Below are 16,690 nucleotides of genomic sequence, written 5' to 3'. Positions count from 1 at the left end.
GATGGTCATCGGGAACCCAAGGTCCCACTGCTCTCCAGCGCCTGACGCAGCTTCCCTTGCACGTGCTCCAACGCGTCCGCGAGGCGCATCGCCTGGGTGGGTGCTTCACCATCCTGTTGGTGCAAGGACGCCAGCACCGACTCAGCGAGCATGCGCACACCGTTGGCCCCAAGGTTACCCGCCGCGCTCTTGAGCGTGTGGGCGATGCCTTGCATAATCAGCGTATCCTCGTCTTGGGCCGACTGACGCAGGCGCTCGGGGTCGTGCGCATGTTGCTCCAGGAACAGCGACAACAGATGAGCGTAGAACTCCAGGCGATTGCGCGCGATCAACAGCCCGTGCGTCAGATCCAGTCCATCAATCGCCGACAGGCGAGTACGCAGCGCATTGGCCGCGGCGCCCGCGACCGCAGCGTCAGCATCAAAGGCCGCGCGACCGCCAGGCGGCAACCACTTCAACAGCACGGCATACAGCAGGTCTGGGTCGACCGGCTTGGCAATGAAGTCGTTCATACCGGCGGCAAGACAGTTGCGCCGGTCCTCATCGAAGGCATTGGCTGTCATCGCCAGAATGGGCACCTGACCCCGGCCAGGAAGGGCGCGAATCGCCCGCGTGGCCTCGATCCCACTGAGCTCCGGCATCTGCATGTCCATCAGGATCAGGTCGTAGTCTTGGGTACGCACCCGCTCGACGGCTTGGCGGCCATCGGCGGCGACATCGATCGCGAGCCCCACCGCGCGTAGGATCTCGCGTGCCACTTCCTGATTGATCACGTTGTCCTCGGCCAGCAGGATGCGCGCACCGGCGCGGGTCCGGGCGAGTTCAACGGCGGCGTTCTTGGCGCGCACCGTGTCGGGCTCCGTCTTGGTACCCTGTCCGCGGCGAAGCTCGGCGGTGAACCAGAAGCGACTGCCCTTGCCCGGCGCGCTCTCGGCACCGGCCTCGCCGCCCATCAGGCGCGCAAGACGGCGCGTGATGGCCAGCCCGAGCCCGGTGCCGCCATAGCGGCGCGTGGTCGATTCGTCGGCCTGCTCGAAGGCCTCGAACAACCGCGCGAGCTGGTCCGGTGCAATCCCGATTCCGGTATCCTCGACCTCAAAGCGCACCCGCAGCCGTTCGCCGTCCTCATGTTCCAACCGGGCACGCAAGGCGATCCGACCCTGCTCCGTGAACTTGACCGCATTGCCGGCGAAGTTGAGCAACGCCTGCCGCAAGCGGGTCGGATCGCCGCGCAACCACAGCGGCACGGCGTCGGTATCCATCTCGACCGTCAGTCCCTTGGCCCGGGCCGACTCGGCGATCAGGGAGTCGACGTGCGCGAGGACCTCCTGCAAGGCGAAATCAGTCTCCTCGAGCTGCACGCGGCCGGCCTCGATCTTGGACAGGTCGAGGATGTCGTTGATGATGGAGAGCAGGTGATAGCCCGCCGCGTTGATCTTGGTCAGGTGTTCGCGTTGCCCCTCACTCAGGCCCGACTGTTGCAGCAGATGGGTCAGCCCGATGATGGCGTTCATCGGCGTGCGGATCTCGTGGCTCATGTTGGCCAGGAAGGTGCTCTTGGCCGCGTTGGCCGCCTCCGCGCGCTGCCGCGCCTCGGTCGCCTCGGCGGTGCGCTCCGCCACGCGCTGTTCCAGATCGCGATTGAGCAGGCGCACATGTGCCTCGCTCGCCCGCAGGGCGGCCAGCGCCGTCTTGGCCTCCGTCAGGGCGGCATTGGCGTCCTGCATCTGATTGAGGATGGCGAGCCGTGCCCGCTGCTGTTGTTCGAGCGCGGCAGCGTGGGCCTCAGTCAGTGCCTGCTCGGCGCGTTTGCGCTCCGTGATATCGACGAAGGTAGCGAGCAGACCATCTTGCAGCAGGACACAGGAGACCCGGACGGAGCGCTGCGAGCCGTCCTTGCAGGTCATCCGATATTCGCCCGCATCGACGCTCTCATGCGTCTGCATGGTACGTGCTACGGCCGCGTTCCAGGATGCCTGGACCTCGGCGCGATAGCCCGGATCGGGGTAGGCCACCAACCACCAGTCGGCGACGGTGGGTGTGTCCGCCACGGTATAACCGAACAACTGCTCGTAGCGCGCGTTCTGGGCCAGGATGACGCCGTCCTCGTCGGCCAGGCCCATGGGGACGGGTGCGCTGTCGAACAGCCGGCGGAAGCGGGCCTCGTTCTCGCGCAGACCGGCCGAGGCCGCGTCGAGCAGGCGCCGGGCGGCGGCGATCTCCGCGATAGCGGGCGCCCGCGCGCGTGCGTCCGCGGCATCGCGCGTCAGCGTCGCCACCGCGCGGCCCAGCCGACGGCTGGCCGCCAGACCGCCGAGCACGCCCGCCAGCGTGGCCGCCAGGAGCCCCAGCCCCAAGGCGGTACCGGTCACCAGCATAGGCGCCCGCGCAACCCCGCGCGGGACCTCCACCGTCACGGACCAGGACGAGACCGCCGAGCGGACCTGGAAGCGCCCGGCCGGGTCCACCTCGCGCGCCGCGTCGAAACCCAGCGGCGCACGACGGGCGATGACATCGCCGCGGCCGTCGCGCAGGCTCACCGCCCAGCCATCGGGCACCGCGACTTGATCGAGGCGGGCCTGAAACTGGCTGGTCTCGAAGGTGGAGACCAGGACGAAGGCGGACTTGCCGTCCCGTAGTGCCGGCACGGCCATGGCGACCAAGGGTTCCTTCGCCACGGGACCGACAAAACTGTCGCCCACCGCCGGCTTGCCCGTCGCCACCGCCGCCGGCGCGGCGGCATGGCCCTGGGGTCGGGGCAGCGTCGGTAAGGGCGCGCCGAAGGGCGAGCGGGTATTGAACAGCATGCGCATCGGCTCGCCGACATCGGCGAGAATCACATGGCTGCCGAAGCTCTCGCGGAAACCCAGGGCCTCCCGGTAGAGATCGCCCCAGCGTGCCGGGTCGTCCAGCAGCGGCGAGACCGCCAGCATGTTCAGGGCGGACATGCGGGCCTCCAGGCGCTGGTCGATCGCGGTGGCGATGTTTTGCGCCAACTGAGCGGCCTCCCGATCACGCTCGGCCTGGCCGCTACGCAGGCTGTCGTAGGCCAGCCACAGCGCCAGCAGCAGCAACGGAAGGATGCACCACCAGATCAGCCAGCGCAGAAAGGTCTTGAGCGGCATCCCCGGGCCTCGTGCGGCGACATTGCTCATGGCAAAGGGCTACCGGCGGAGGACTCTGGCGTCTGCGCAAACGACAGGTCGAACGGTGGCTCCCGACCTAGTTGCCGCGACAGGTCGTTGACCTGGCGTTTCAGCCCGATCATCTGCAGCTCGCGCCCGATCGCGGCCTGATTCAAGCGTTCAAGCTCCTCATTTCTCTGCCGTAGCGTCTCCTCGGCCTGCTTGCGGTCGGTGATGTCGTTGCCGACGGCGAGTATCCCGGCCACCTGGCCCCGAGCGTCGCGCAGCGCCCGGTTGGTCCAGTTCATCCAGACGCGGCGGCCATCGCGGCAGATGTTCTCATTGATGTTGTTGAGATAACGCTCCGGGTGCCTCGCGATGTCCTCGACCAGATCGGTCAGGTCCGCCCCGGTGGAGTCCTGGGCGGGCACCAGCATGCTGACGGGCCCGCCGATCGCCTCTTCGGCCGGCCAACCGAATAGCTGCTGGGCAAACGCGTTAAAGAAGGTGATCCGGCCGTCGGGCGCCCAGCGCAGGATGGCACTGTTGGCGCTTTCCACCAGTTCGCGGTAGCGCTGTTCGCTCGCGATGGCGTCCGCCTCGGACTCCTTGCGTGCCTGAATGTCTTCGATCACCGAAATGAAGTAGTCCGGCGAACCGTTGCGCTTGCGCACCAGGGCGACGGTGAGCTTGACCCAGATGATGCTGCCGCCCTTGCGAAGATAGCGCTTTTCGATCACATAGGTGGCAATGTCGCCCGCGAGCAACCGGCGCATATGATCCAGGTCTCGTTGCAGATCGTCCGGGTAGGTGATGTCCTGGAAGGTCCGAGCCAGCAATTCGTCGTGGTCGTAGCCGAGGATCTCGCACAGCTTGCCGTTGACGCGCAGCCACTTGCCGTCCAGCGCCACCAAGGCGATGCCGACCGCGGCCTGCTCGAAGGTGGCCTCGAAGCGGGTTTCGCCGCGGGCTTGCGCTCGATGCAGGCGCTCGAAGAAGAACGCAAACGACGCGCCCATGACCAGGAACAACAGGATGGGCAAGGCCGCGGTTGGCGAATCCAGGACGAAGGAGAAGCGCGGTGGCATGAAGACATACCAGACCAGCGCAGTGGCGATGGTCGTCCCCGCGAGCCCCCCCCACAGCCCGCCGATCCAGGCGCTCAAGTAGGCCGCGGGGAAAAACAGGAGCCAAGCATAGGGGGCGATGTAGTCCCAGAGCAGCCATTGCAGGCCACAGGCGGCGAAGGGCAGCAGGATGGCGAGGAGCAGTCGCAGCTTCATGAGCGATCCCCAGTGTCAAGACGACCAACCAAACAGGCGGTTTGCAACCCAGTGAGCGCAACGGCGCGTTGCGGCATCCTCCCGTCCAGGCGACGTCGCCCGTGCGGACCCGGTGGCAGCTGGCCAACAAGCCCCGTGAACTGGCGCTTCTTGACCTGGCGCTCGAGAGCAAGCTGCGGGACTGCGACCTTATGGCCCTACATGTTAACCATCTGGCCCACGGCGGTCATGTGTTCTCACGCGCGACGATCATAGCGCGTTACCAGGATGGTATTGCGGTGACCGACGCCCCATCGGCAGAGCAACGGGGAGCCGCCTGACAGCGCACAGGGTAGGAACTCACGCACCAGACTTAACAATAGTTTAGAGAGGGCAATAAGGGGCTTTCAAAATACAAAGAATTGCCCAATAGTAGCTGCAGGCTGCAACGATGGTCGGGGCGGCCGTCTGGTCCACTACAAGAGGACGCTTGATATGACTCGTAAAATCATAGCTGCACTGTTGTTTTCAGCATGTGTCGCCTGGCTGCCCACCCAGGCCGTGGCGTTGACCACCGTCGCCACGTTCGATCCCACGCTAGGCCAATTGCCTGAGTCAGTCACGGTGGACACGGCCGGCAATTTCTATCTTTCCATGGCGAACACGATCCAGAAGCTCACGCCAACCGGGCAGTTGTCGCTGTTCGCCCAATTGCCGATCCCGGCGACCGCGTTCGCCTTGGGCGTGAAGTTCGGCCCGGACGGCGAGCTTTATGCCAGCAGCGGCGGCTTCAACCCGGCTGAGGATGCGGCGAGTGTGTTCCGCATTTCCGCCTCCGGCCAGGTGACCCAATTGGCCCATTTCAACGCCGACACTTTCCCGAACGATCTGGCGTTCGACGCGGCGGGGAACATTTTCGTGACCGAGCCGTTCATGGGGAAGGTGTGGAAGATCACCCCGCAGGGCAGCGCCAGCGTGTGGTCTGACAGCCCACTGTTGGCGGGCAACCCGACCAACCCGGCCTTGATCGTGCATTTGTTCGGGGCTGATGGCATTGCCTTCGATCGGGGTGATAAAAACCTGTATGTCGGCAATCTCGACGCCGGCACCATCTCATTGAAACCCGGGCCGCGTCCAGTCCTTGTCGGTGTATGTCGGTGTATGTCAGCCATTGCACGCGAGACCGAACCTCTCGGCCAAAATGGTATCGCGGTCCGCCAGGGAGAGCGTTTCCTGCGCCACTTGCCCGTGTCGGATCGATTTCAACCGATCGCCCAACAGAATCGTCCGACCTTCCGGGTTCTGCAGAATCACCAGCAGCTTTTGCACAAATATTGCGTCCGGATGGGTGGAGTTGAGGTAATTGGCGGGCACGAAGTCGATCCATTCCTGCGGCGACAGATCGAAGGCGTATTGATTCGTCCACTGCCCCTCGACCAACGCCTTCAGCAAATAGACAGGGTCGCTCTCCTTGCTTAACACAAAGGTATCCGAGTCCTGTTGCACCTCGACATCGATGCCATCCAGGCGCAGGGGCGCCCTGATGCCATAGCTGCCAAAGCCCAAATCGCACAGCCAGGCCGCGTTATCGAGTTGCAGCACAATCGCCATGTGCGTCTTGGGTCGCCGCATCGGGTAGAACATGGGCCGCGCCGCGACAAACTGGTAGGGGATGCCCAACGCTTGGAGCGCCATCGCAAACAGACCATTGACCTCATAGCAATAACCGCCGCGCCGGCGGTTGACGATCTTCTCTACGATCTCTTCCGGCACCAATGACACCACCTTGCCGGCCTGCACATCAAGGTTTTCAAACGGCACGGTGAATAGCTGGCGGCGCATCATGGCGCCGACCGTGGCAATATTCGCGGCGGCCTGACCACCATAACCGATGCGATCGAAATAGTTATCCAATAAAAAGTTGTCGGCCTGCATGCTTGGTACCCTTGGTCGCCGGCGCCCCCCGCCGGGTTGGCGTGTTGGCAAGCTTAAACGGGATGCGCTGCCGGGCCAAGGCCGGGCGGCGTCTCACCGGGATTGCGACGCCGCCTCAGCCGCGGGGGGCTCGATCATCGTGCCGGCCACTGATGCATCAGGCGCGAAGCGCTCTGTCCCTGGGAGCGCCGCACCCCAGTGCGGCCCGGCCTCGCCGTAAGCCGCGGTGCTGAGGGTGTTTGCGAGGTCTGGCCGCACTGGGGTGCGGCGCTCCCAGTCGGCCTGAAGGTCGACCTAAACGCCGGGACGGCCGGAACGATGATCAAGGCCGCCGCGGGGCCGCTCGACGGTCCAGCCCGCGTCCGGCGCGGCAGCGCCGGCAAGGGCCGCGGACTCGGCGTCGGTGAAGAGCCGCGAGCGGGTGTGGAAGCGGACCTCGCGGCCGTTTTCCAGTGAAAACATGCCGCCACGGCCCGGGACCACGTCGATGATCAACTGGGTGTGACGCCAGAGGGCGAATTGGGGGCCGCTGATGTAGAAAGGTGCACCCGCGATCTCGCCGAGCAGCACATCCTGGTTGCCGATCAGAAAGTCGCCCTGGGCGAAGCACATGGGGGATGAGCCGTCGCAACAGCCGCCGGACTGGTGGAACAGGAGCGGGCCATACTCGGCACGCAGTTGCGCGATCAGGCGCGCGGCGGGCTCGGTGGCAATGACTCTGGGGACGTCGGTCATGGTGTCGACCTCGGGGTGTTGAGACCCCCCACCCCAACCCTCCCCCACAAGGGGGGAGGGGAGAGGATCAGGAGTTTGCGCTACCGGGCGGCGTCATCATCAAGGCCGCCGCGGCGCTCAGAAGAACCCCAGCGCCTTGGGGCTGTAGCTCACCAGCAGGTTCTTGGTCTGCTGGTAGTGGTCGAGCATCATGCGGTGGGTCTCGCGCCCGATGCCGGACTGCTTGTAGCCGCCGAAGGCGGCATGGGCCGGGTAGGCGTGGTAACAGTTGGTCCAGACCCGACCGGCGTGGATGCCCCGACCCATACGGAAGCAGCGCCCGGCGTCGCGGCTCCAGACCCCGGCGCCCAGGCCGTAGAGCGTGTCGTTGGCAAGGCTCAGGGCCTCGGCCTCGTCCTTGAAGGTGGTCACGGCCAGCACCGGGCCGAAGATCTCCTCTTGGAAGATGCGCATGCGGTTGTGGCCCCGGAAGACCGTCGGCTGGATGTAATAGCCGCCTTCAAGTTCCCCGCCCAGGTGCGCGGGCGCCCCGCCGGTCAGGACCTCGGCCCCTTCCTGGCGGCCGATATCCATGTAGCTCAGTATCTTCTCGTGCTGCTCGCTGGATGCCTGGGCGCCGATCATGGTCGCGGTGTCGAGCGGGTGGCCTTGTGTGATCGCCTTGACCCTGGCGAGCGCGCGCTCCATGAAGCGGTCATAGATCGATTCCTGGATCAGGGCGCGGCTGGGGCAGGTGCAGACTTCGCCCTGGTTGAGGGCGAACATCACAAAGCCCTCCACCGCCTTGTCGAAAAAGTCGTCGTCCGCCGCGCAGACGTCGTCGAAGAAGATGTTGGGCGACTTGCCGCCCAGTTCCAGGGTGACCGGGATCAGGTTCTGGCTCGCGTACTGCATGATCAGCCGGCCGGTGGTGGTCTCACCGGTGAAGGCGATCTTGGCGATGCGCGGGCTGGATGCCAGCGGCTTGCCGGCCTCCAGTCCAAAGCCGTTGACGATGTTGAGCGTGCCGGGGGGCAGCAGGTCGCCGATCAGCTCGGCCCACACCAGAATGCCGACCGGGGTCTGCTCCGCGGGCTTTAAGACCACGCAGTTGCCGGCGGCCAGTGCCGGGGCGAGCTTCCAGGTGGCCATCAGGAGCGGGAAGTTCCAGGGGATGATCTGGCCGACCACGCCCAGCGGCTCGTGGAAGTGGTAGGCGACGGTGGTTTCGTCGATTTCCGATAGTGACCCCTCTTGGGCACGAATACAGCCGGCGAAGTAGCGGAAGTGGTCGATGGCGAGCGGCAGGTCCGCGGCCAGGGTCTCGCGCACCGGCTTGCCGTTGTCCCAGGTCTCCGCCACCGCGAGCAGTTCCAGGTTGTCCTCCATGCGCTGGGCGATCTTCACCAGGATGTTGGCACGCTCCGCGGCCGGGGTCTTGCCCCAGGCCTCACGGGCGGCGTGGGCGGCGTCGAGTGCCGCCTCAATGTCCTCGGCGCTGGAGCGGGCCACCTCGCAGAATGGCAGACCATTGACCGGAGAGACGTTTTGGAAATAGGCGCCCTTGGCCGGAGGGGTCCAGCGTCCGCCGATGAAGTTGTCGTAGCGCGGCTTGAAGGTGATCTTGGAGCCCGGTTGGCCGGGGTTGGCGTAAATCATGGGGTTCGCTCCTCGTCGTTCGCTTTTTTGTCAGTGACCGGTCGCGATCGGTACGGACGCCGTCGCAGCCTGTGCCCAACCTGGTGACGGCCCGGGCGGTTCCAAGACCATCGGCGGCGCGCTGTTCAGGTTACGGCACCGTCCAGAAGGAGCATACGTCAATACTGATCATTTGCGTTAACGACGCAGAGGCCTTAAGATACTCCCCATCGCGACCCGCCCGGCCCCAACCAAGGGGCTTGCGTCGGACGAGCGCAGAGGGCAACCGGACCCCGACCCACCCAGGGTCTTAGGCCAAAGGGCCCCGCATCCAAACCCGATTACCAGGGCGAGGAGGACATCATTACATTGGCCGGCCCACCCGGCACCGCAGGCCAACCGTAGGGGCGGATTTAAAACCCGCCCCTACTCCCCTCTCCCCGGTCAATCCAATTGAGACAGGTCCCGCACCGCGCCAAAGGCCGCGCTGGTGGTGAGCGCGGCATAGGCACGCAGCGCTGCCGAGACCGGGCGCTCGCGACCGACCGGGCGCCACGCCTGGACCGCTGAGCGGCGCGCCTCGATCACCGCCGGGCTCACCTTCAGCTCGATGCGCCGGTTGGGGATGTCGATGGCGATCACGTCGCCCTCCTCCACCAAGGCGATCAGCCCGCCCTCGGCCGCCTCCGGTGAGACGTGGCCGATCGAGAGCCCCGAGGTGCCGCCGGAGAAGCGTCCGTCCGTGACCAGGGCGCACAGCTTGCCCAGCCCCTTGGACTTGATGTAACTGGTGGGATAGAGCATCTCCTGCATCCCGGGGCCGCCCTTGGGCCCCTCGTAGCGGATCAGCACCACGTCGCCCGCGCTGACGCGCCCGCCCAGGATGCCCTCCACCGCGGCCTCCTGGCTCTCGAAGATGCGCGCCGGGCCGGTAAACGTCAGGTTGGACGCGTCCACCCCGGCGGTCTTGACGATGCAGCCCTGCTCGGCCAGGTTGCCGTAGAGCACGGCGAGCCCACCGTCGCGCGAGTAGGCATGGTCCAGGTCGCGGATGCAGCCGGTCTCGCGATCGAGATCGAGATCCGGCCAGCGGTTGGCCTGGCTGAAGGCGAGCTGGGTGGGGACGCCGCCGGGCGCCGCGAGGAAGCGGGCGCGGGCGGCCTCGGTGGCGGTGTCGCGGGCGATGTCCCAGTCCTCCAGGGCCGCGCCCAGGGTGGCCGAGTGGACCGTGGGCACGGTGCCGTCGATCAGGCCCGCCCGGTCCAGCTCACCCAGGATGCCCATGATCCCGCCGGCCCGGTGGACGTCCTCCATGTGGTACTTCTGGGTGGAGGGCGCGACCTTGCACAGGTTGGGCACGCGGCGGCTCAGGGCGTCGATGTCGGCCATGGTGAAGTCGACTTCGGCCTCGTGCGCGGCCGCCAGCAGGTGCAGCACGGTGTTGGTGGAGCCGCCCATGGCGATGTCGAGCGACATCGCGTTCTCGAACGCGGCCCGGCTGGCAATGCTGCGCGGCAGGGCGCCGCCATCGTCATGTTCGTACCAACGGCGGCACAGTTCCACCGCGACCCGCCCGGCTTCCAGAAACAACGCCTCCCGGTCGGCATGGGTGGCGAGCAGGGTGCCGTTGCCGGGCAGGCTGAGCCCCAGCGCCTCGGTGAGACAGTTCATGGAGTTGGCGGTGAACATCCCGGAGCAGGAGCCGCAGGTGGGGCAGGCGGAGCGCTCGATGGCGGCCACGTCCGCATCGCTCTCCCGGGGGTCGGCGGCCGTGACCATGGCGTCCACCAGGTCGAGCTTGAGATCGCCCTTGCCTGCCAAGTGGACCTTGCCGGCCTCCATGGGGCCGCCGGAGACGAACACTGCGGGGATATTGAGCCGCAGCGCGGCCATCAGCATCCCGGGGGTGATCTTGTCGCAATTGGAGATGCACACCAGCGCATCGGCACAATGGGCATTGGCCATGTATTCCACCGAGTCGGCGATGATGTCGCGCGACGGCAGCGAATAGAGCATGCCACCGTGGCCCATGGCGATGCCGTCATCGATGGCGATGGTGTTGAATTCCTTGGCCACCCCCCCGGCGCGCTCGATCTCGCGCGCTACCAATTGGCCCAGGTCCTTGAGATGGACATGCCCTGGAACGAATTGGGTAAAGGAATTGACGACCGCGATGATGGGTTTACCGAAGTCACCATCGGTCATGCCGGTGGCACGCCACAGGGCGCGGGCGCCGGCCATGTTGCGGCCGTGGGTGGTGGTGCGGGAACGGTAATCGGGCATGGTGCAATCTCCGTGGTCGATGCGCGCGGTTCGGCCATCAGCCCGCGAACCACGCAAACAATACAAATGGAAACCGTGCTCGTGACACCACTCATGCCATGGAGCAAGCGGCGGGAAATTGGACACGATTAACAGGATTTCTCAGGATTAACAGGATTCTTAGCTGTGACCTGCGGTAACGGAATATCCTGTAAATCCTGAGAAATCCTGTTAATCCTGTCGATATAGTCTCAGCTCACCCCCGGTGGGAGCGGCTTTAGCCGCGACGCGACCTCGCACACGGCCATGGCCCCGTCGCGGCTAAAGCCGCTCCCACGGTGCTTCAGGCCTCCAGCCAGAAGGTCACGGGTCCATCATTGACCAGGCTGACCTGCATGTCCGCGCCGAAGCGCCCGGTGGCCAAATCCGCATGGGCGGCACGGGCTGCCGTGACCAGATGGGTGAACAGCCGCTCACCCAGCGCGGGCGGCGCGGCGGACGTGAAACCGGCCCGGGTCCCCTTGCGGGTATCGGCCGCCAGGGTGAATTGGGGCACCAGGAGCAGACCGCCGCCGCGGCTGCGCAGGCTCAGGTTCATGCGCCCGTCGGCGTCGGGGAAGACCCGGTAGCCGAGCAGTCGCTCCAGCAGACGCTCGGCGCGCGCCTCACTATCGTCCGGTTGAACGGCGACCAGGACCAGGAGCCCGGCGTCGATCGACCCGATGAGGTCACCACCCACCCGCACCTGGGCCTGCGTGACCCGCTGCAACAGACCGATCATCCCAGCAGCCGAGCGAAGTGGTCCGTGGCCGCCACCAGCGCGGAGCGGATGCCGGGCTCGAAGGCGGAATGACCGGCGTCCGGGATCACCTTGAGATCCGCCGCCGGCCAGGCGCGCTGGAGCTCCCAGGCCGAGCGCATGGGGCAGATCAGGTCATAGCGGCCCTGGACGATGACCCCCGGGATACCGGCGAGCCGCGTCGCATCCTCCAGCAGTTGGTTGGGACGCAGGAAGGCGTTGTGCATGAAGTAATGGCACTCAATGCGTGCCAGGCTCATGGCCACGTGGGCGTCGGCAAAGTGGGCACGAACATCGGGGTTGGCGAACAGGGTGGCGGTGCGCCCCTCCCAGATCGACCAGGCCTTGGCGGCGGCCAGGCGCCCGACCTCGTTGCTGCCGGTGAGACGCTGGTGGTAGGCGCTCAGCAGGTCGTGCCGTTCATCCGCCGGGATCGGCGCGAGGAAGTCGGCCCAGTAGTCGGGGAAGGCCCAATTGGCGCCCTCCTGGTAGAACCACTGGATCTCCTCGGGGCGGCACAGGAAGATGCCGCGCAGCACCAGGGCCAGGACCCGCTCCGGGTGGGTCTGCGCATAGGCGAGCGCGAGCGTCGAGCCCCAGGAACCGCCGAACACCAGCCAACGCGCGATCCCCAGCCGCTCACGGATGCGCTCCAGGTCCGCCACCAGGTCCCAGGTGGTGTTGGCTTCCAGCGCGGCATGGGGCGTGGAGCGGCCGCAACCCCGCTGGTCGAACAGGACGATCCGGTAGCGGTCGGGGTCGAAAAAGCGGCGATGCGCGGCCTCGCAACCGGCGCCCGGGCCACCGTGCAGGAAGACCGCGGGGATGCCGTCCGCATGCCCACACTGCTCCACATAGAGCCGATGTCCATCGCCGACCGGCAGATCGTGGGCAGCATAGGGGGTGAGCGGGGGATAGAGGTCGTGCTGGGTGTGTTTCATAGTCAGCAGGATAAGGGCCCGACCCGTCGGCTGCAATCAGCCGGCGCCAGGCCGTGGGAAAATGCCTACAGCAAGCGGCGAAGATCCCCGACACCAGGCCAGCCGTGTTGACGCAGACGGCAGCGCCGGGCTGATCGATACTGGGCGTGTCGCCCCGGGGAACCCACGGACGGATGGACCGCCCACCGACGGTTGCACACACCAACCCCCAGACCAAGCATGGCGGCACCCCCGCCGCGGGACGCGACGGGGGTTTTTCATCTGGCCGGGCCGTGCCGCCCTGCTGAACACGCGGCGCCTGCCTCCAGAACCTCGACCACCGGGCGCCCGGGAGGGGCCGGCCAGGATTGAAAGCGCTTACGAAGTCCTGCCGGGCAGCAACCTGTCACGCCACCGCCGCACGCTCATCACGTCGAGGCGCTCGCCGTCAAAGACGACCTGTTTCACCGTTTTTCCGCCCTTAGTCGCCGCTTGCAGATAGGCGCTCACGTCCATCCACCGGATCTCGCCGTCCGAGGTGCGGATCACCAGCATCACGGCATACGCCTGCTGCTGCCAATAATCCGCCCAGCGGGGATTCTTGATCTGAAAGACCTCCGCCCCATCGCGCTGCCGCTGCTTGAGATAGGAATCGCCGGACTTGAGCTGCACATAGAGCCGCCGGCCAGAGGCGCGACCCTGGTCGTCCTTGAATTCGATCTCGCCATCGATCCCGTGGTCACTGTTGGTATAGCCGCGATAGACCTGCCCAGCCTCGGCGACGATGAATCCGGTGTGATGCACCGCCAGCAGCTCCCGGCTTTCATTGTCGATGGCCGCCTGGCCTTCACGCTGCAATTGGCGCACCTGCTCCTTGACCGCCGGCGAGTCGAACTTCTCCTCGATCAGGTCGCGTAGCGGGATCGGCTTGCCGCAATCGGGGCAGAACACCTTCCCCTTGCCGCCGGGCGCCAGGGCCTTGTCGATCTTTGCCTGGTAGGTAAAAGGCTGACCGAATGAATCGCATTTCTTGTCGCTACAGGCATAATGCCTTAGCCGCACCACATTCTGCGCGTGCTGCGCAAGGTGCTCATGCACATAACGAAGAAAAAGCACCCGCGAATCGGGGACCACGGCCGGCTCAAAATACACTTCCAGGCGGGAGGTCCCCTCGGACTCACGGGTCAGTGTGAACCCCAAGGCCGCCCCGGCCTGAGTCCGGAAGTCCGCCGCTGACCGCCAGAGATCCGCGCTGTCGAAGGCCACCGTATGATGCAGACGCACCACCAGGGTCGCATAGATGTCGTCCGCCGGACCGTCGAAGCGATAGCTCACCAGCACACTCGGATGACTCGGCTGCTCCCTGCGCTCGCGTCTGAAATAGCTCGGAAAGGTCAGTATCGCCGTGCTGTCGCACGGTTGGCGCAGACACCAGGCCCGGCTCACGAAGGTGTCCAGCAGGGTGCGCAGCACCACGGACTCGTCTTCGGGCGGTAGCCGTTTGAAGTCCTGATAATCCAGGTCGCCGGCCAGCAGTTCGTCCTCGCGGATACAGCCCATCTCCTGCGGGTGTCTGCGCACCTTGCGCACCACCGCGGCGGCATAGCGGCTCAGCACCTCCGGGCGCAGCAGGATGAATCCACCAAAATCCAGACGCTGGATCATACCCGGCCCGGACAGCAGGCCGACCACCGCCTCCAGTTCCGGCAGTTCGAATGCCACACCACCCAGCGTCATCTCCATGCGCTGCTTCAGCTCGGCCAGACGGATCAGGACTAAACCCTGATCGCGCAGTGCCAGGATCTCCTGTTTCAACCGGTGATAGAGCGCGGGCGAGGTCGTCTCCGGGATACCCTGCCAATCGATCGCCTGAATAATGGCCTCGCGCAGTTCATCGCAGCCATCCCCCGTCTTGGCACTGGTCAAGTGCAACGACGGACAGAAGCCGCGTTCGGCCATGAACTTTTCCATCCCGGTGGTGCTGACTACCAGTCCGCCACGATCGGTGCGGCCGGCGACGAGTAGCTTGGCGAATGGCTTCCGGGCTGCCTTCTGGAGGTCGCGGTCCCACTGGCCAAGGCCCTCAAATGGATTCTCATTCTGAGGGTTGAAGACCAGCACCGCCGCTGCCGTGTCGTCCATATAGAGCTGATGAACCAGGCGGTAATCCACCTGGCCGGCGAAGTCCCATAGCCAGATCTCGCGCTCGACGCCGGCCTTCGTATTGCTATTTCTCAGCGGCCAGTGGGTCGCCCAAACACCGTCGGTAGAAGTGTTGCTCTCCTCGTCATTGATGCCCAGAGCAAGGTAATTGGACAGTCCGGTCTTACCAACACCAGAGTCGCCGACGAGCAGCACTTTGGCGTTGGTGTATTGGATTTGGTCCGGCACGGACCATGGCACATTCGTGGGCGCGTGAACCATTTCTTTATCAATAAATTCTTCGGACAGATCCCAAGCCAAAATAACGCCCTCACGGTCGCCTGAAATGGCGTAACGCTGATCCTGAGTCCATCCAACGCTCTTGACCCAACTTGTGTGCCCCTCAAGCACGCGAAGGCAATATCCACTATCCACATCCCACAGCCTCACCGTCATATCCCAAGACGCAGAAAGAGCACGACGGTAATCCGGACTCCAAGCCACAGATCGAATAATCGATGTATGTCCCTCGAAAATGCGTAGACAATCTCCGGTGTAGACATTCCATAGCCGCAGAGTTGAGTCATGGGACGCAGAAAGGACATAATTCTGATCAGCACTCCAGGCGACCGAGCTAATCGCAGCCTTATGGCCCTCAAACACGCGAACACATTGCCCGGTTTCGAGATCCCAAAGTCGCATCGTGTTATCACCGGCACCGGAAATCACGCTGCGTTGATCAGCGCTCCATGCGACGCCATAGACGCCGTCCGCGTGGCCCCTCAGGATGCACTTGCAATGTCCCATCGCTAGATCCCAAAGTCGGACGGTCATGTCTCTTGAGGTCGATATGGCATATCTTTGATCTGGGCTCCATGATACACGCCTGACGATATCTGTATGGCCATCATACACACGCAGACAGTGGCCTGTCGCCAAATCCCATAGCCGCACCGTACGGTCATCGGAGCATGAGAGAGCCGTGAGTTGATCAGCACTCCAAACCACACAATTGACGTCACCATGGTGGCCCTCCAGGACGCGCAGGCAATGCCCCGTCGCCATGTCCCAAAGTCGCACAGCATGATCATCAGCTCCAGAGATAACGCGAGTTCCATCCGGGGCGAACGCATAGTCTAAGACCACCTCGTTGGAAACCCGCTGGATCGTCTGTCTTCGATCCTGCTCACGCGGAGCGGCCAACCCTGTCGAGATCGCTTTCATCGTCGACCGACACGCTTCCAATAGCTTCGGATACGCCTGTTCGCGGCCCATGAGGGGCCAGCTGATGTACGAGAACTGCGCCAGCGCCCCCCGGATAGGCGCATCATCCAGCACCAGTGGAATAAACCGCCGCTCCTTGTTCAGCGGATCGCGAAAGCGGAAGGTACCTGCCTCCAACTGCGCCCAGTCTGAGCCAAAGGCATTTGTCGACATGCAGAGCACCAGCACGCGGGAGTGCTCCAGCCCGTCCTCGATGCGCGCCGGAATACTGTCGCCGGGTCTGATTTCCCAATCGTCCAGCCAGACCTTGAGTCCATCCGAACGCAAGCGCTCGGCCAGCTCGAGCACCACGGGCTTATCTTTGGAGCTATGGCTCAGGAACACGTCAAAAGCGAAGGATTCAGTCATGGTCTGTCCGTGGCTTCATGCGCGCAGTCCGCTCTGTGGGCGGCACAGGGCTGGCCGTTGGTGCCTTAGGGGGCCAAAGTGAACGCCCGAAAGTCGATGTTGTCGCGGAACACAGCATTCTGAGTGGCACGCTGTCGTCCCACGCAGCAGAGGCTAATCACTTTCGGTTTGCATGGCAAGAGGACAGCGATCCCAACCCGGCCGCCGGTCCTCGCGGCAACCCGTCGCGGCCTGGGGGCCGCTCCTACGGGCGTAGGAGCG

Annotated in this window: 10 protein-coding genes; all 10 read right to left on the bottom strand. The window is 64.9% G+C overall.

Annotated features, from left to right (window positions below):
* Window positions 1-5 precede the first annotated feature (5 nt).
* The 10 genes from QZY44_RS06890 to QZY44_RS06845 all read right to left on the bottom strand — a co-directional run bounded on the left by QZY44_RS06890 (window position 6) and on the right by QZY44_RS06845 (window position 16,429).
* Window positions 6-3,155 carry an ATP-binding protein gene (locus QZY44_RS06890; protein WP_295444094.1) on the bottom strand — a complete coding sequence of 1,050 codons (3,150 nt, stop codon included), beginning with the start codon at window positions 3,153-3,155 and terminating at the stop codon, window positions 6-8.
* Window positions 3,152-4,408: a PAS domain S-box protein gene (locus tag QZY44_RS06885; RefSeq protein ID WP_295444091.1), complete on the bottom strand. Its 1,257-nt coding sequence runs from the start codon at window positions 4,406-4,408 to the stop codon at window positions 3,152-3,154. Before QZY44_RS06885 ends, QZY44_RS06890 begins: the two co-directional genes overlap by 4 nt.
* Before the next feature lie 749 nt (window positions 4,409-5,157).
* Window positions 5,158-5,442, bottom strand: coding sequence for a hypothetical protein (locus tag QZY44_RS06880; protein WP_295444088.1), 285 nt, complete (start codon window positions 5,440-5,442; stop codon window positions 5,158-5,160).
* A 109-nt stretch (window positions 5,443-5,551) separates the two neighbouring features.
* Window positions 5,552-6,322, bottom strand: coding sequence for an arylamine N-acetyltransferase (locus QZY44_RS06875; RefSeq protein ID WP_295444083.1), 771 nt, complete (start codon window positions 6,320-6,322; stop codon window positions 5,552-5,554).
* 294 nt (window positions 6,323-6,616) lie between these two features.
* Window positions 6,617-7,057 carry a DUF779 domain-containing protein gene (locus QZY44_RS06870; protein WP_295444080.1) on the bottom strand — a complete coding sequence of 147 codons (441 nt, stop codon included), beginning with the start codon at window positions 7,055-7,057 and terminating at the stop codon, window positions 6,617-6,619.
* 117 nt (window positions 7,058-7,174) lie between these two features.
* The gene (adh, locus tag QZY44_RS06865; protein ID WP_295444077.1) at window positions 7,175-8,695 is read right to left on the bottom strand and encodes an aldehyde dehydrogenase; all 1,521 of its coding nucleotides are present in this window, start codon (window positions 8,693-8,695) and stop codon (window positions 7,175-7,177) included.
* Window positions 8,696-9,118: 423 nt separating this feature from the next.
* Window positions 9,119-10,957, bottom strand: coding sequence for a dihydroxy-acid dehydratase (gene ilvD / locus QZY44_RS06860; RefSeq protein ID WP_295444074.1), 1,839 nt, complete (start codon window positions 10,955-10,957; stop codon window positions 9,119-9,121).
* Between the two features lie 322 nt (window positions 10,958-11,279).
* Window positions 11,280-11,717, bottom strand: coding sequence for a D-aminoacyl-tRNA deacylase (dtd, locus tag QZY44_RS06855; protein WP_295444071.1), 438 nt, complete (start codon window positions 11,715-11,717; stop codon window positions 11,280-11,282).
* Window positions 11,714-12,676 (bottom strand): prolyl aminopeptidase, encoded by a 963-nt coding sequence (gene pip / locus QZY44_RS06850; RefSeq protein WP_295444068.1) that lies wholly within the window; start codon window positions 12,674-12,676, stop codon window positions 11,714-11,716. The genes dtd and pip overlap by 4 nt, the downstream gene beginning before the upstream one ends.
* A gap of 357 nt (window positions 12,677-13,033) precedes the next feature.
* Window positions 13,034-16,429, bottom strand: coding sequence for a TIR domain-containing protein (locus QZY44_RS06845; RefSeq protein WP_295444065.1), 3,396 nt, complete (start codon window positions 16,427-16,429; stop codon window positions 13,034-13,036).
* Between the last annotated feature and the right edge of the window lie 261 nt (window positions 16,430-16,690).

Source organism: uncultured Thiodictyon sp., from assembly GCA_903837595.1.
Classification (GTDB): Bacteria; Pseudomonadota; Gammaproteobacteria; order Chromatiales; family Chromatiaceae; genus Thiodictyon.
This window is presented reverse-complemented; position numbering and strand designations above follow the sequence as displayed.

Excerpts from the sequence above, each read along its gene's own strand:
- ilvD (WP_295444074.1), bottom strand. The coding sequence starts at position 10,957 with ATGCCCGATTACCGTTCCCGCACCACCACCCACGGCCGCAACATGGCC.
- QZY44_RS06875 (WP_295444083.1), bottom strand. The coding sequence starts at position 6,322 with ATGCAGGCCGACAACTTTTTATTGGATAACTATTTCGATCGCATCGGT.
- QZY44_RS06885 (WP_295444091.1), bottom strand. The coding sequence starts at position 4,408 with ATGAAGCTGCGACTGCTCCTCGCCATCCTGCTGCCCTTCGCCGCCTGT.
- QZY44_RS06880 (WP_295444088.1), bottom strand. The coding sequence starts at position 5,442 with ATGCCATCAGCCCCGAACAAATGCACGATCAAGGCCGGGTTGGTCGGG.
- QZY44_RS06890 (WP_295444094.1), bottom strand. The coding sequence starts at position 3,155 with ATGAGCAATGTCGCCGCACGAGGCCCGGGGATGCCGCTCAAGACCTTT.
- pip (WP_295444068.1), bottom strand. The coding sequence starts at position 12,676 with ATGAAACACACCCAGCACGACCTCTATCCCCCGCTCACCCCCTATGCT.
- QZY44_RS06870 (WP_295444080.1), bottom strand. The coding sequence starts at position 7,057 with ATGACCGACGTCCCCAGAGTCATTGCCACCGAGCCCGCCGCGCGCCTG.
- adh (WP_295444077.1), bottom strand. The coding sequence starts at position 8,695 with ATGATTTACGCCAACCCCGGCCAACCGGGCTCCAAGATCACCTTCAAG.
- dtd (WP_295444071.1), bottom strand. The coding sequence starts at position 11,717 with ATGATCGGTCTGTTGCAGCGGGTCACGCAGGCCCAGGTGCGGGTGGGT.
- QZY44_RS06845 (WP_295444065.1), bottom strand. The coding sequence starts at position 16,429 with ATGACTGAATCCTTCGCTTTTGACGTGTTCCTGAGCCATAGCTCCAAA.